The sequence below is a fragment of the Sinomonas albida genome, assembly GCF_004919045.1.
Lineage (GTDB): Bacteria > Actinomycetota > Actinomycetes > Actinomycetales > Micrococcaceae > Sinomonas > Sinomonas albida.
Genome location: NZ_SWDW01000002.1, coordinates 194,138 through 208,175, shown reverse-complemented (window position 1 = coordinate 208,175; position 14,038 = coordinate 194,138). Strand labels below are relative to the sequence as shown.

At 66.3% G+C, this 14,038-nt stretch carries 14 protein-coding genes; 1 reads left to right on the top strand and 13 read right to left on the bottom strand.

Annotated elements, in window-relative coordinates; translation table 11 throughout:
* The 13 genes from ftsX to galU form a co-directional block, all read right to left on the bottom strand.
* Window positions 1-915 carry a permease-like cell division protein FtsX gene (gene ftsX / locus E6A26_RS02775; protein ID WP_136609662.1) on the bottom strand — a complete coding sequence of 305 codons (915 nt, stop codon included), beginning with the start codon at window positions 913-915 and terminating at the stop codon, window positions 1-3.
* The gene (gene ftsE, locus E6A26_RS02770; protein ID WP_136609661.1) at window positions 915-1,688 is read right to left on the bottom strand and encodes a cell division ATP-binding protein FtsE; all 774 of its coding nucleotides are present in this window, start codon (window positions 1,686-1,688) and stop codon (window positions 915-917) included. Before ftsE ends, ftsX begins: the two co-directional genes overlap by 1 nt.
* Window positions 1,689-1,846: 158 nt before the next feature.
* Window positions 1,847-2,965: a peptide chain release factor 2 gene (gene prfB / locus E6A26_RS02765; RefSeq protein WP_136609660.1), complete on the bottom strand. Its 1,119-nt coding sequence runs from the start codon at window positions 2,963-2,965 to the stop codon at window positions 1,847-1,849.
* Between the two features lie 132 nt (window positions 2,966-3,097).
* Complete coding sequence (locus tag E6A26_RS02760; RefSeq protein ID WP_136609659.1) at window positions 3,098-3,583, bottom strand: pilus assembly protein TadG-related protein; 486 nt, start codon at window positions 3,581-3,583, stop codon at window positions 3,098-3,100.
* The gene (locus E6A26_RS02755; protein ID WP_234864933.1) at window positions 3,580-3,999 is read right to left on the bottom strand and encodes a hypothetical protein; all 420 of its coding nucleotides are present in this window, start codon (window positions 3,997-3,999) and stop codon (window positions 3,580-3,582) included. Before E6A26_RS02755 ends, E6A26_RS02760 begins: the two co-directional genes overlap by 4 nt.
* Window positions 4,000-4,033: 34 nt before the next feature.
* A complete protein-coding gene (locus E6A26_RS02750; protein WP_136609657.1) occupies window positions 4,034-4,465 on the bottom strand; it encodes a TadE/TadG family type IV pilus assembly protein in 432 nt (143 codons plus the stop codon).
* Window positions 4,466-4,471: 6 nt separating this feature from the next.
* Window positions 4,472-4,702: a hypothetical protein gene (locus E6A26_RS02745; RefSeq protein WP_136609656.1), complete on the bottom strand. Its 231-nt coding sequence runs from the start codon at window positions 4,700-4,702 to the stop codon at window positions 4,472-4,474.
* Window positions 4,703-5,024: 322 nt separating this feature from the next.
* On the bottom strand, window positions 5,025-5,966 hold the full coding sequence (locus tag E6A26_RS02740) for a type II secretion system F family protein (RefSeq protein ID WP_136609655.1): 942 nt from the start codon (window positions 5,964-5,966) through the stop codon (window positions 5,025-5,027).
* Window positions 5,963-6,817: a type II secretion system F family protein gene (locus tag E6A26_RS02735; protein WP_136609654.1), complete on the bottom strand. Its 855-nt coding sequence runs from the start codon at window positions 6,815-6,817 to the stop codon at window positions 5,963-5,965. Before E6A26_RS02735 ends, E6A26_RS02740 begins: the two co-directional genes overlap by 4 nt.
* The gene (locus E6A26_RS02730; RefSeq protein WP_136609653.1) at window positions 6,817-8,040 is read right to left on the bottom strand and encodes a CpaF family protein; all 1,224 of its coding nucleotides are present in this window, start codon (window positions 8,038-8,040) and stop codon (window positions 6,817-6,819) included. Before E6A26_RS02730 ends, E6A26_RS02735 begins: the two co-directional genes overlap by 1 nt.
* Before the next feature lie 159 nt (window positions 8,041-8,199).
* Window positions 8,200-9,519, bottom strand: a complete 1,320-nt coding sequence (locus E6A26_RS02725) for an acyltransferase family protein (RefSeq protein ID WP_136609652.1) — start codon at window positions 9,517-9,519, stop codon at window positions 8,200-8,202.
* 133 nt (window positions 9,520-9,652) lie between these two features.
* A complete protein-coding gene (locus E6A26_RS02720) occupies window positions 9,653-10,489 on the bottom strand; it encodes a CHAD domain-containing protein (RefSeq protein WP_136609651.1) in 837 nt (278 codons plus the stop codon).
* 86 nt (window positions 10,490-10,575) lie between these two features.
* On the bottom strand, window positions 10,576-11,469 hold the full coding sequence (galU, locus tag E6A26_RS02715) for a UTP--glucose-1-phosphate uridylyltransferase GalU (RefSeq protein WP_136609650.1): 894 nt from the start codon (window positions 11,467-11,469) through the stop codon (window positions 10,576-10,578).
* Between the two features lie 438 nt (window positions 11,470-11,907).
* Between galU and E6A26_RS02710 the strand changes: the two genes are divergently transcribed.
* Window positions 11,908-14,016, top strand: a complete 2,109-nt coding sequence (locus tag E6A26_RS02710) for a GH25 family lysozyme (protein ID WP_136609649.1) — start codon at window positions 11,908-11,910, stop codon at window positions 14,014-14,016.
* Window positions 14,017-14,038 lie beyond the last annotated feature (22 nt).

The window sequence follows — 14,038 nt, the reverse complement described above, 5'->3', positions numbered from 1 at the left end:
TCAGACCTTCAGATAGCGACGGAGCGTCAGCATCGACGAGGTGCCCGCGAGGATGACACCCAGGCCGATGAGCAGCGGCGAGAGCATGAGGGCCTGCGTCGGTGAGATGAAGGCCGTGTCCGGGTACTGCTTTGCGAGGACGTCGCCGAGGAAGAATCTCGCCACGGCCCAGAGGGTCGCCGAGGCGAGCACGGCTCCGACGACGGCGGCTATCACCCCCTCGAGGACGAAGGGAAGTTGGATCACCAGTTTGGAGGCGCCGACGAGGCGCATGATGCCGGTCTCGCGTCGCCTGCTGAACGCGGAAAGTCTGATGGTGGTCCCAATGAGCAGGATCGCGCACACGATCATGACGGCCGCGATGACGATCGCCACGAACGAGGCGCCGTTCATGACCGAGAACAGGCGTTCGAGCAGCTGCCGCTGGTCGATCACGGTCTCGACTCCCGGTCGCGAGGAGAACGTCTCGCTGATGATCTGGTACTTCTCGGGATCCTTGAGGTTGATCCTGAAGGACGAGGGAAGCTGGTCCGGCGTCACGGAGTCCACGATCGGGGAGTTCGCGAACTGCTCCTTGAAGTGCTGGTACGCCTCCGCCTGCGACTCGAAGTGGTAGTCGTTGACGTACTGCGCCACGGCCGGTGATGCAAGGAGGGCCTGGATCGACTTCTGCTGGTCCGGGGTGACCGCACCGCCAGAGCAGCCGGCCGCCGACGATCCTGGGCCGCACAGGAAGATCGCAACCTGGACGCGGTCGTACCAGTAGCCCTTCATCTGATTGATCTGGAGCTGGAGCATGCCGGCTGCACCCACGAACGTGAGCGATACGAACGTCACGAGGATGACCGAGACAACCATGGCGAGATTCCGGCGCAGGCCGCTCGCGATCTCACCGAGAATGAACGCGAGGCGCATCAGTTCTCCTCCTCGCCCAGGCCGGCGGGGGTCGTCACGCGCTCTCTCAGGCGTCCCTGCTCAGACCGTCGCGAGGGCACCACCGGCATCATCGACGTGTAGAGGGCCTTGGCCTCGTCACGGACGACCCGGCCCTTGCCGAGCTCGATCACGCGCTTCCGCATGGAATTGACGATGTCGTCGTCGTGGGTAGCCATGACCACGGTGGTCCCGTTCTGGTTGATCTTGTCGAGGACCTGCATGATGCCCTGCGAGGTGGTGGGGTCGAGGTTTCCCGTGGGCTCGTCGGCGAGGAGGATCCCAGGCCGATTGACGACGGCGCGTGCGATAGCGACGCGCTGCTGCTCACCACCCGAAAGCTCGTGGGGCATGCGATGACCCATGCCCTCGAGCCCCACGGTCTTGAGCACCTCGGGAACCGTTTCGCGAATCACGCTGCGGTTCTTGCCAATCACCTGCATTGCGAAGGCAACATTGGCGAAGACCGTCTTCTGGGGAAGGAGTCGGAAGTCCTGGAAGACGACGCCGATTCCACGGCGCAGGCGCGGGACGCGCCAGCTCGAGAGCTTGGCGACGTTCTGGCCCGCGACGAAAACCGCCCCCGCGGTCGCGCGGTCCTCGCGGAGCACGAGCCGGAGGAACGTCGACTTGCCGGAACCCGAGGGGCCGACAAGGAACGCGAACTCTCCGCGCTCCACCTCAATGGAGACAGAATCAAGGGCCGGGCGGGCCTTTTTGTCATAGGCCATCGTGACGTTGTCGAAGCGAATCATGACACTTCCGGCCCGGCGCGACGCGATGCGTCAGGCACCCGGCGCACGGGCGGGGCTCGGGGACGGAAGGCGCCGGCTGCTCGACTATAAGCACGGAGCCCAGACCGGACCGGGTTCCCTGCGCGGCGTGTCGCCTTTTACGCCCTCGCGGCCGCTGCCTAGTCCGTGTTGCTCTGGCGCTGCGACGCGCGCCAGCGGATGCCGGCATCGATGAAGTCGTCGATGTCGCCGTCGAGCACGGCGGCCGGGTTGCCCACCTCGTGCTCGGTCCGAAGGTCCTTGACCATCTGGTACGGATTCAGCACATAGGAGCGCATCTGGTCGCCCCACGATGCCTTGACGTCACCGGCGAGGGCCTTCTTCTCGGCGTCTTCCTGCTCCTTCTTGAGGAGGAGAAGCCTCGACTGGAGGACTCGCATTGCGGCAGCACGGTTCTGGATCTGAGACTTCTCGTTCTGCATCGACACCACGATGCCGGACGGAAGGTGGGTGAGGCGCACGGCGGAGTCCGTCGTGTTGACCGACTGTCCGCCCGGGCCCGAGGAGCGGAAGACGTCGACGCGGATCTCGTTGTCCGGGATCTCGATGGAGTCTGTCTGCTCGATGAGCGGGATGACCTCGACGGCCGCAAACGAGGTCTGGCGGCGGCCCTGGTTGTCGAACGGGCTGATGCGCACGAGGCGATGGGTTCCGGCCTCGACCGAGAGCGTCCCGTACGCGAACGGCGCGTTCACCTCGAAGGTCGCCGACTTGATTCCGGCCTCCTCCGCGTACGACGTGTCCATGACCTTCGTCGAGTATCCGCGGCGTTCCGCCCAGCGGAGGTACATGCGCATGAGCATCTCGGCAAAGTCGGCCGCGTCAACGCCGCCCGCACCCGAGCGGATCGTGACGACGGCCTCACGCTCGTCGTATTCGCCGTTGAGGAGCGTCACGACCTCGAGTTCCTCGAGGGACTTGCGGATCGAACCGAGCTCCTTCGACGCCTCGCCGAGCGAGTCGGCGTCGCTCTCCTCCTGGGCCAGCTCGACGAGCACTTCAAGGTCGTCGATCCGAGTACCGAGTTGCTCGACGCGCTCAAGTTCCGACTGACGGTGCGACAGCCGGGAGGTCACCTGCTGCGCCTTGCTCGGGTCGTCCCAGAGGTCCGGTGCTCCCGCCGCCTCGCTGAGCTCGGCGATCTCAGCGCGGAGCGCCTCGACGTCAGTTACCTGCTCGATGGACGCATGCGTGGAGCGCAGCGCGCGGATTTCTGCGGGAAAGTCGATCTCAGCCATAACCATCCAAGGTTACGCCATCGACTACTACGCGGGCCGCGCCCACCAGCCACGGCCCTGCCGCGAGCACGGCGCCACCGCGAGCACGGCGCCCTCCGGGTAGACGCCGCCTCGATCTGCAGCCTCCCACTACTACCGCGCGAGCCGCGCCCTCCCCGTAGACGTCGCCTCGATCGGCACCCCCTCCGGCATGAAGATGCCAACAAGCGGCAATCGGGCGACGGCGCTGAGCGTCACCTTGGCGCTGCGGCCGTCCGGTGACCCAGTCGACGCAGCAACAGTCAGCCCCTCGATCCGGGCCGCGGCGGGATCGCGCCCAAGGTGGCTCTGCACTGTGGCGCGCACGCGCTCGCTCGCGAGGATCGCCACGGGCGGCCCTGATCCGGTCGAGACGTCGGCGAGAGTAAAGCTGTCGGCGGCGGCCTGGGCGGCGCCGTCGGCCACTGACAGAAGCCGCTTGTGCTCGAGGTAGACCGCGGATACTCCCGTGACGACGCCGGCGACGAGCAGACACAGGACCACATAGCCGATCGCCAGCACGGCAATCTGGCCCGTCTCACCGGTGGCTTCGCGGCGCGACACCAGGGCGGCGCGGGCGAAAGGCTTCCGGACCGTCATCGGAAACGCCCGACAACCTGGCTCGCACTCGCGCCCACCCGCCCGGCCTTGAGCGGTCCTCCCCCGAGGTCGGGCGCGAGCGGGAGCGGGACGTCCACACCCACCGTGACCGTGACGACTCCGCCTGCTTCGAGGCAGGCTGGCCGATCGCAGGCGACGCTCATGGTCCACGCCGAGGCGTCCATCGCGAAGTCCGACATCGCCAGACTCACGGAGGCCTCGGCGTTCGCACGTGCAGACGCGGGGTCGGCCGCGCGCACGAAGATCTTCGCAGCATGATCCGCGGCGCCCGCTGCGGCGTATGACGCGCCCTGAAGCGTGCCGACGGTCACCACGAAATAGACCACCGGGACGAGCAAGAGCGACCCGAGCAAAACGAACTCGACCACTGCACCCCCGCGTTCTCCGTCAGTCACGGCAGCTGGATAGCCGGCACGTGGCCGCCACCGCTCAAAAAAGCGGAGCATGGCCCGCCACCGTGAGAAGTCCCGCCGGCCCCGCCAACCCAACGAGCGGAAGCGGAGACCTGAGCCGGACCTCGAGAACGCGCCTCCCCGACACCGTAGTCTCCCCTGCCGAAATGTCCGACGCGAATGCCTCCCCCAGCGAAGAATCGACCAGTTCCTCCGCGCGCTGCTTGGCGTCCTCCACGCCTCGATCCGCGAGCGAACCGTATCTAGCCGCCGAGGCAGCCGCGTCCGTGAGCGTGTTGCGCACGTGAAGGATGAGGGTGAGCTGGACCGTGGCTAAGGCCAGCATGGTCAGGAGCCCGCCGACCATGACGAACTCGGCTGGAGCGGATCCGCGCTCGACTCGTCTCGACCTCCCTTCGTGGCCGCCCGACAGGATTCTGCTGCGCCGCGCAAACGATCGCGTCCGCATGCCGCACTACTTGCTGACTTTGCTAATCGCCTGTTGGAAAAGTCCTTCAAGGGCGGGACCGGCGATCGCCAAGAGTCCCATCACGAGAACGGCGCTCATGAGCGTGATCATGACCCAGCCCGGGACATCGCCGCGCTCGGAGTGTGCGCCGCGGACCCGCTTTGACAACGCGTCCAGGCGAGCGCCAAGGTGCGCAAAAAGCCCTCCATATATGGTGGCGCTGACAATGATGTACATTCTTTCCCCCATCCTCCGGTGCACTTCTTCTGGTGCGCTTCTGCTGCCGCATCTTCTTGTGGTGCGTTCTAGTTGATCCTCTTGTGTGGCGATGTGTAGCGTCTCCTGGCGGTGGGGGTTCCTGACGCGGCTTCCCCTGTCACGGGTGGGTCCTCGGGCTTGCGCCCCGTCTTGCTGCCCGTCTTGCTCCCCGCCTTGCTCCCCGCCTTGCTCCCCGCCTTGCTCCCGGTCTTTCTCCCCGTCTTTCTCCCCTTCTTGCTCCCACTTTGTCGTCGCCGGTTTGGTTGCGCACCGCCCGGTGTTGCAAATTCGCCAATTGGTCTCACGGGGCCAGCGTGATCGCAGCAACGCCGGGATAGACGGCGAAAAGCACCGTGAGAGGCAGCACTCCGAAGACGAGTGGCACCATCATTCCGATCTCCTTTCGCCCTGCAGCCTCCATGAGCTCACGTTTGGCAACGTCGCGGACGTCCTGTGCTTGGGCCCGAAGAACGTCTGCGAGCGGCGTGCCGCGTTCGAGGGCGACGACCAACCCATCGACGAAGCGCGAGATCGGCGCAAGCCCCACGCGGTCCGCCATCTTCTGGAGCGCGCCGACAAAGGGAGTGCCGGACCGTGAGTCCGAGAGGACGAGAGCGAACTCCTCGGACAGCGCCCCGTGGGAGAGCCGCGCTGTCCGCTCGAGGGCGCCGGCGGCAGTCTCACCTGCGCCGACCGCGAGGGCCATCATGTCGGCGATCGACGGAAACTCGGACAGAATGCGCCGCCGGCGCGCTCGCACGGCGTTCGCCAGGAGGTAGGTGCGGCCCGCAACTCCCAATCCGGGGGCCATGAGCACGAATAGCACGGCGAGCGCGGGCGAGATGCGCCCCGACAGGGTGAGGGCGACGCCTCCGGCAGTAGCCGCGGCGAATGCCGCCCCGGCCCACACCAGTTGCTCGGCACGGAAGTCCGTGACGCTTTGGGATGATCCTGCGGCCGCCAGTCGCTTGGACAGGGCGGCATTGCCGACGCTCCACCGCGACACCCGGGCCACGGCGTCCGTGATGAGAGGACGCACGATGCGCTCAAGAGGACCGAACGGAGCCACCGAAACCGACTCGCGGCGAAGCAGTCGTGACGAAGCGTCCACCCCACGCAGTTGGGAGGCGACGCGATCCGCGAACGTGGTGCGGCGCATCATCGGAAGCCGGACGAAGATCGTCCAGAGGCCAGCGCCGAGAAGTGAGCCCCAGAGCACGGAGAGTCCCGTCGCCGCACTCAACGGAGCACGCGCCTTTCGGCCGGAAGTGATCCGATGCGCAGCATGAGGCGGTAGCACACGGCAGATGCGGCAAGGCCTCCGCCGAGGACGAGGAGCCCGGCGGGCTTGGCATAGGCGGCCATGGCCTCCGGCCTCGTCGCGAGCAGCAGGAGAACGAGCCATGGGGCCGCGACCGCCAGGCGGGCAGCGTTGACCGTCCACGACTGGCGGGCTTCAAGCTCACTCCTGGTGCGGGCGTTGTCGCGCAGGAATTCCGCGAGCGTCCCCAGCAGACGGCCGAGGTCGGATCCGCCGACGTCCCGGGTGAGCCGCAGCGCCTCGATGATCCGGTCGGCCACCGGATCAGCAAGCCGTTCCTTGAGCCGGTCGAGCGCGCTCCCGAAACTGCCACCCGAGCGGTAGTCTCCGGCGAAGTCGAGGAAAACGGCGCGGAGGGGTTCGGGGCCTTTGGTGCCGAGCTGTATGAGCGCTTCTGGCAGCGGAAGCCCCGCTCGAATCGCCGACCTCAAGTGGTCCACGGCGTCAGGCCAGAGCTCGCGCACGACGCCTGCGCGCCGCCGCGCTTGCCAGCTCACGAGCGCCATGGGGAGCCACGACGCGAAAAGCCCAAAGCACGCAGCAACGGGCCACGCCGCGGTGACGACAAACAGTGAGAAAGCCACCACAAGCCCAAACGCCATGCATGAGGCGAGGAGACCGGCGGGGCTCACGCGCTGAATCCCCGCTTGTCGGATCAGCCGCTCCACCCTGCCCGCGCGAAGCGAGCGTGGTGGCCGCGGAGGACTCTCCCAGCAGGACCACCACACGAGGAACACGCCCAGCCCGCCCAGAAGCCCAAGACCCGCGGCCACTACGCGGCCCCCAGCAATCCGGCGAGGTCGATTCCCGCGCGGGCGAATTTTTCCGGCTTCGGGAGGCTCACGGTCCGAGTTCTGAGCACGCCGTCCTCGAGGGCGAAGACGGTCGACGTCTCGATGACACCGTTCTCGACTCTGGAGCCGAGGGCCAGGATCTCCGCGACGTACCGATGCCCATCGGCGCGGCGGGCGCAGTGCACTACGAGGTCGATGCAGCTCGCGACGGTGGGGATCACGAACGCACTCGAGATGTTCTCGCCTGCAAGGAGTGGCAGGGTGCATAGCTTGGTCACGGCGTCCTGCGCCGAATTGGCGTGCACCGTGCACATTCCCGGAAGGCCGGAGTTCAGCGCGATGAGCATGTCGAGGCTCTCGGCCTCGCGCACCTCCCCCACGACCAGCCGGTCCGGACGCATCCGCAGAGCCTCCTTGACGAGCCTGCGGAGCGGAATCTCGCCGGTACCCTCGAGGTTCGGCTGGCGGCATTGCAGGCCCACTACATCGCGGAGCGTGAACTGGAGCTCGAAGATCTCCTCGACGGTGACGACGCGTTCACGGAAGCCGATGGCGGCGCCGAGGCAGTTGAGAAGCGTTGTCTTGCCAGCCTGGGTGGCGCCCGAGACGAGGATGTTGAGACCGCCCGCCACCGCGGCGGCGAGGAAGCGTGCCGCCTGCGGCGTCAGCGAACCGAGCCCCACAAGGTGATCGAGTCGCGACGCGCGGGCCACGAATTTGCGGATGTTCACGGCCCAATGGCGCCGCGTGACATCGGGGATCGCGACGTGAAGGCGCGACCCGTCAGGCAGTGAGGCATCGACGAACGGGCTCGACAAGTCGAGCCGCCGCCCAGACGTCTTGAGCATCCGCTCCACGAGATCGCGGATCTGCGCCTCGGACAAGACCACCGACGTGAGCTCAGATGCTCCGCCGCGAGCAACGAATACTTCGCGCGGCGAATTGATCCATACCTCTTCGATGCCCGGATCGTCGAGCAGCGGCTGGAGCACCCCGAATCCGGCGACCGCGTCGAAGACGGTCTTCCGCGCCGCGTGCGAACCCCCGAGCGGCGGCACCGCACCGAGAAGGGCCCGTTCGTCGTAGTCCTCGACGGCCGCGTCCACGAGCCGTCTGATCTCGTCTGCCTGCTCGAACGGATCGAGGCCCCGGAGGCGGATCAGCTCCCGGACCTCGCCCTCGACGATGCGCATGGCGTCCATACATCCCCCAAAGTGCAGCCTCGGCTGCTCCCCTCGCCGCGAGCAGGTGCGATGCCGCAGCGTGCCGGCTCCCCAGCCGACGGGACTCAGACTAACCGACGCTCAACGCCACCGGGCACGGGAGCCGTGAGGCTGTGGATAAGTTTCGCCCGAGCGAATCTAGCCTCGGCCCTTCGATTCGACCTCGGCCAGTTCGGAGTTCGAAGAATCGGCCCGTGCGGTCCGCACCTCATGCGTCAGACCATCGCGAGGTTGATTTTCAGCAGGCTTTCCGATGGGCTTCTTGCGTCTCATTGCCGGCCGCTCAACAAAGTAGTACGTCAACGCCGCGAGAGGGGCGGTCATCGCCAGGACGAGGAGGCCGTTAAGAGGCATCGACCGGGCATTGTCTCCAACCATGAGGTGGTGGGTGATCAGCCACAGGATGACAGGAAGGTGCCACAGATAGATGCTGTAGCTCATCAGCCCCGCGAGCCGGATCGGAAGCCACTCGAGGACCGTAGCCCCGCGATTGATGCCGGCACCGCGCGACGAGGGCAGTACAACCGCAAGAAGCACGAGAGCAGCAGCCACCCCGGACAGGTTCGTGAGAAGCGGACTGGCCACCGAAAAGCCGAGTATCTCCACACCAGCCGCCGCGCCCAGCAACGAAACCTTGATGGAAGTCGAAATGCGGAACACGTGACTCTCGTGCATGAGAGTTACAACGAGGGCTGCAATCATGCCGTAGCCGAAGAGATCCGCCTGTCCGAGCAGGCTGCGCAGCAGGACAGCCGACCACGTCTGGCCAAATCCAAAGTCTCCAGCGGCTTGCGGCGACAGACCCTGAGTCGCGGAATGAGCCCAAAGGGTCAGACCTAGGCCCAGCAGGACCATAACGACTGGCCATAGCCAAGCCGCGAATCTCGTGTTCTTGCTGGCCTTGGCTATTCCCATAGCGGACAACGCCATCAGCGGCAGCACGAGGTAAAAGGTGATCTCTGCTGTCAGGGTCCACGAAACCGGGAGTCCGGTCATGACGTACTGCGGGATGAACATCTGGACGAGGAGGAGGTTGGCGAAGATCTGCAGCGGATCGGTGAGCCTTCCGACGTTGTCAGGCCCGAGACCATGCGTGCTGCCCTTAATGAACGCCGCGCCCACCAAGAGTGCCGTGAAAGCAAACGCCACCACGTAGGCCGGATAGATCCTGAGCAGCCTGTTGGCCGCGTAGCGCTTCAACGATGGGAGAGAACCACTGGCGAGAATGGAGACGGCGAACGGCCTGAAGAGCAAGAACCCTGAGAGCACGAAGAAGAGCGTCAGGCCCTGGTTAAAGAGGGTAAGTACGGTGCCGATTGGACCAACGAGAACCTTATAGGTTGCCGCCAGGCCCAAATGGTAGAACAGGACCGAAACCGCGGCGATACCCCTGAGGCCTTCGATGCCTGCCAGCCGCCGGCCCCACGAGGGAGCCAAGGGAGTCGCTGGTTCATGCATGCTCGGGCTCCCGTGGGTCAGAGGTCTTCGGGAAGTCTAGCGTGCACAAAATCTGAACTGCGAACCGTCGAGCGGCGAGCCGCGGACTGAGGTAGTCCGCGCGGCCTGGGGGAAACTGCGAGGCGCCCGAGGCTTAGGCCGTCGGCAGCTCGGGACGCCGGATCGGCTCAGCGGCCACGGCGCGGTAGTCGCCGTCGCACGCGGACAAGGCGCCGTCCTCGGCGCCCAGCAGGCGCACGACGTCGTCCTCGCTCACACCCTTGAGCCGCAGGGCACCGACGAGCCAGAGCTCGAGCTGCCAGCAGTCATTGAGTGCTCCGAGCGCCTCCTGCCGCTGCTCCGCCCCGGCAGCCACACGGGCCGAGCCGTCCGACGCCCACGCCTGCAGCGACTCCGCCATGTAGCGGAGACGCTTGAGCGCTTTGCGCTCTGCGTGGAGATGCGTCCAGCGCGCCGCGCCAGCCGAATACGCTTGCGCCTCGAGACGGAGACGCTCGCACAGTTCCCACTGCTGGCGGAGGAGTTCTGCCACGGCCCCGTTCGGGAAGTCGGCATCGCGGAGCCGCAGGGCGCCTGCCGCCCCCTCGGCCCGCCGACGAAGCTTCTTGGGGTGGAGCCGGGCCAGACCTTCGTCGGCACGATCCTCAAGGGCCCGCCTCAGCGCGGGAAGGCTGGCGACGTCCTGAGGCAGCGGGGGCTGCGAAAGCCGCCCGAGGGCCACTTGCGGGTCCCGCACAGCACCGAGATGGCGGACGACGGCGCGCGCCTCCTTGAGGCGCGATCCCTTCGCCTTGAAGAGCGACTTTCCGTACCCGCGGTGAACGGACAGGACGCGCCGCAGAGCCGCTCTCGCATCGTGAATGGCTTCGACGTCGCCGCTGGCCGCGGCCGGGATCAGCTCGAGGAGCTTGTCGAGATAGTGGTCAACATAGCCGCCGATCGCTGCGGCCGCGCTCGTGGCGGTGTCCATGCCTCAAGTGTCCTCGCGGCACCTGAGGCACGGCAACGGATCCGCGGAGGCGGCCCCGGCCTCAGCCGGGGCCAAGTCCGTGGAGCTCAGAGACCGGCCGCGAATTCCTCTAGCCAAGGTCGAAACTGGGGCCCAAGATCCTCGCGCCCGCAGGCTAGGGTCACGACGGCCTTGAGGTAGCTGAGCTTGTCCCCGGTGTCGTAACGGCGGCCGCGGAACACCACACCGTACACCCCGCCACCCTCGCCATCACGGGCCGCGAGGGTCTGCAGCGCATCCGTGAGCTGGATCTCCCCACCCCGCCCCGGACCCGTCTCGTGCAGCACATCGAACACCGCCGGATGCAGCACATACCGGCCGATGATCGCCAGATTCGACGGCGCATCCTCCGGCGCCGGCTTCTCCACCAGCCCATGAACCTGGACGAACGACTCGCCCTCCACCGCCGTCACATCCGCCGAACCATACGCCGAGATCGCCTCCCGCGGCACCTCCATCAGCGCCACCACCGAACCGCCCGTGGCCTGCTGGACCCGGATCATCTCCGCCAGCAGCTCATCACGCTCGTCGATCAGGTCATCGCCCAGCAGCACCGCGAACGGCTCGTCCCCCACATGCCGCTGCGCGCACAGCACCGCACGCCCCAGACCCTTCGGATCGCCCTGGCGAACATAGTGGATATCGCCCAGATTGCTCGACTCCTGGATCGCCGCAAGCTTCTTCTCATCGCCCTTGCGCTCCAACGCAGCCTCAAGCGACGGAACCCGATCGAAATGATCCTCCAGAGCCCGCTTCGTGCGTCCTGTGATGACGAGCACATTATTCAAGCCAGCCCGTGAAGCCTCGGCGACGACATATTGAATAGCCGGAGCGTCCACCATGGGGAGCATTTCCTTGGGCATCGCCTTCGTTGCCGGGAGGAATCGCGTACCGAGGCCGGCGGCGGGGATGACCGCCTTTGTTATGCGAGTTTGGGGCATGGACGTAGCCTACGGGACGGGCCCGGCAGCAGATAGCGCAAGGATCTGACAGGATCACCCTAGGAATCTCCACTGTACTGGCATCACTCTATTCACACCTTTAACATCGCTGCTATGGTTGCTCTGGTCACTCGTGCATGAGGATCGGAACAGCTAAGCGGGCGGGCAATGACACTAAAATCCATCTCTCAGAGAGTGAGCTTGTCGCTCCTCACAATCGGTCTGGTGGGCGGTCTGGGCGTTCCCATGGCAATGGCGCAACCGTCGCCGGTCCAAACGCCGAGTCCCAGCCCCACCGGGACTTCAACGGCATCGGCCACGTCCGCGCCGTCCGCCTCAGCAACGCCTACCCCCCGGCCTTCGCAGTCCACGCCCTCTCCCGGGGTCATCCAGGCGGCGACGTCGAATCCGGGCGGAAACGACCAGCTGCGTGACGCCATGCGGCGCGCCGTGGGGCTCGGTGCCAAGATGGGCCAGGTCAACCCGCAGAACCCGAAGCAGAGTGGCTCGCCCGCGCGCGGCATGGCTCTGCGTGTTCCCTTGGCCATTAGCACCTGGCAACCGGGATGGGGTGTCGCCGGCGTCGACGTGAGTGCCTATCAGGCCAACGGCGCGACTGATACGACCGATTGGCAAGGGCAATGGAACCAAGGCGTACGCTTTGCCTACGTCAAGGCGAGCGAGGGCAATTACTACACGAACGCCGCGTTCCCCCAGCAATACACCAATTCCATGAATGCGGGCATGGTCCGCGGCGCGTACCACTTCGCGATTCCGAATTGGTCCAGTGGAAACAACCAGGCGAACTACTTCGTCCAGAACGGCGGCGGATGGTCGCCGGACGGCATCACGATGCCGCCGGTTCTGGATATCGAGTACAACCCTTACAAGGGCCAGACCATCAACGGCGTCAACATGGGCGATACGTGCTACAACATGGGCGGGTCGGCGATGGTCAACTGGATCGCCGACTTCAGCAACACGATGCTCTCGCTCACAGGTCGGCGCCCCATGATCTACACGACGGCCGACTGGTGGAGCCAGTGCACCGGCAACTTCGGCGGCTTCGCCAACAACCCGCTTTGGGTCGCGGCCTACAACCAATCGGGGCCGACGTTGCCTGCGGGCTGGGGAAACTTCAGTGTGTGGCAGTACAGCTCGACTGGCCCGTTCGTCGGCGACTCGAACGTTTGGAATGGCGACTATGCCGGACTTCAACGCTTTGCGACCTACGGCGACACCAACCCGAGCGCGGCCATTGGCGCCGTAGCAGGCGGCGCAAATATCGGCGCCCAGACCGGCGGAGTATTTGGCGGCCTAGTCAACGGTGGGGCGTACCAGAACTTCCAGAACGGGTCCATCATCTGGAGCGCGGCGACCGGAGCCCAGATCTCGCCAAGCGGACCCATCCGCGGCGCATGGCAGGCGTCCGGCTTTGAGAGCGGACCGCTTGGCTACCCCACCACCGGCGTCGTCACCGGCCTCGTCAACGGCGGCACCTACCAGAACTTCCAGAACGGGTCCGTCATCTGGTCCCAGGCCACTGGCGCCCAAGTCTCCCCCAACGGCCCCATCCGCGACGCCTGGAAGGCCACCGGCTTCGAAGGCGGCCCGCTCGGCTACCCGACCTCCGGCGTCGTCGGCGGACTCGCCAACGGCGGCACCTACCAGAACTACCAGAACGGCGCCATCATCTGGAACCAGGCCACCGGCGCCCAGGTCTCCCCCAACGGGCCCATCCGCACCTTCTGGCTCAACTCAGGCGCCGAACAGGGTCCCCTGGGCTACCCGACTTCAGGCGTAGTGTGCGGGCTTGCCGGCGGCGGTTGCTACGAGAACTTCCAGAATGGCGCGATCATGTGGTCGCAGGCCACCGGCGCCCAGCTGTCCCCCAGCGGCCCGATCCGCACCGCCTGGCTCAACTCGGGCGCCGAACAGGGTCCCCTTGCGTACCCCACCACCGGCGTGGTCACCGGCCTCGTCAACGGCGGCACGTACCAGAACTACCAGAACGGCGCCGTCATCTGGTCCCAGGCCACCGGCGCCCAGCTGTCCCCCAGCGGCCCGATCCGCACTGCCTGGTTCAACTCAGGCGCCGAACAGGGTCCCCTCGCGTACCCCACCACCGGCGTCGTCACCGGCCTCGTCAACGGCGGCAGCTACCAGAACTACCAGAACGGCGCCGTCATCTGGTCCCAGGCCACCGGCGCCCAGCTGTCCCCCAGCGGCCCGATCCGCACCGCCTGGCTCAACTCAGGCGCCGAACGCGGCCCCCTCGCGTACCCCACCACCGGCGTCGTCACCGGCCTCGTCAACGGCGGCAGCTACCAGAACTACCAGAACGGGGCTGTGATCTGGTCGCAGGCCACCGGCGCCCAGCTGTCCCCCAGCGGTCCCATCCGCACTGCCTGGCTCAACTCGGGCGCCGAGCGCGGAAGATATGGCTACCCCACCTCTGGGCAGACCTGCAATGGGGCCGGAACCTCCTGTTCGCAGGCGTTCCAAGGTGGCTCCATTACATGGAATAGCGCCACAGGAATCTCCTAGGAGATCGGGACTCGTGGGCTTG

What these genes read in the sequence shown, in the direction of transcription:
- E6A26_RS02730 (WP_136609653.1), bottom strand. Translation starts at nt 8,040, where the DNA reads ATGGACGCCATGCGCATCGTCGAGGGCGAGGTCCGGGAGCTGATCCGC.
- E6A26_RS02710 (WP_136609649.1), top strand. Translation starts at nt 11,908, where the DNA reads ATGCGGCGCGCCGTGGGGCTCGGTGCCAAGATGGGCCAGGTCAACCCG.
- E6A26_RS02745 (WP_136609656.1), bottom strand. Translation starts at nt 4,702, where the DNA reads ATGTACATCATTGTCAGCGCCACCATATATGGAGGGCTTTTTGCGCAC.
- E6A26_RS02720 (WP_136609651.1), bottom strand. Translation starts at nt 10,489, where the DNA reads ATGGACACCGCCACGAGCGCGGCCGCAGCGATCGGCGGCTATGTTGAC.
- E6A26_RS02725 (WP_136609652.1), bottom strand. Translation starts at nt 9,519, where the DNA reads ATGCATGAACCAGCGACTCCCTTGGCTCCCTCGTGGGGCCGGCGGCTG.
- E6A26_RS02750 (WP_136609657.1), bottom strand. Translation starts at nt 4,465, where the DNA reads ATGCGGACGCGATCGTTTGCGCGGCGCAGCAGAATCCTGTCGGGCGGC.
- prfB (WP_136609660.1), bottom strand. Translation starts at nt 2,965, where the DNA reads ATGGCTGAGATCGACTTTCCCGCAGAAATCCGCGCGCTGCGCTCCACG.
- galU (WP_136609650.1), bottom strand. Translation starts at nt 11,469, where the DNA reads ATGCCCCAAACTCGCATAACAAAGGCGGTCATCCCCGCCGCCGGCCTC.
- ftsE (WP_136609661.1), bottom strand. Translation starts at nt 1,688, where the DNA reads ATGATTCGCTTCGACAACGTCACGATGGCCTATGACAAAAAGGCCCGC.
- ftsX (WP_136609662.1), bottom strand. Translation starts at nt 915, where the DNA reads ATGCGCCTCGCGTTCATTCTCGGTGAGATCGCGAGCGGCCTGCGCCGG.
- E6A26_RS02760 (WP_136609659.1), bottom strand. Translation starts at nt 3,583, where the DNA reads ATGACGGTCCGGAAGCCTTTCGCCCGCGCCGCCCTGGTGTCGCGCCGC.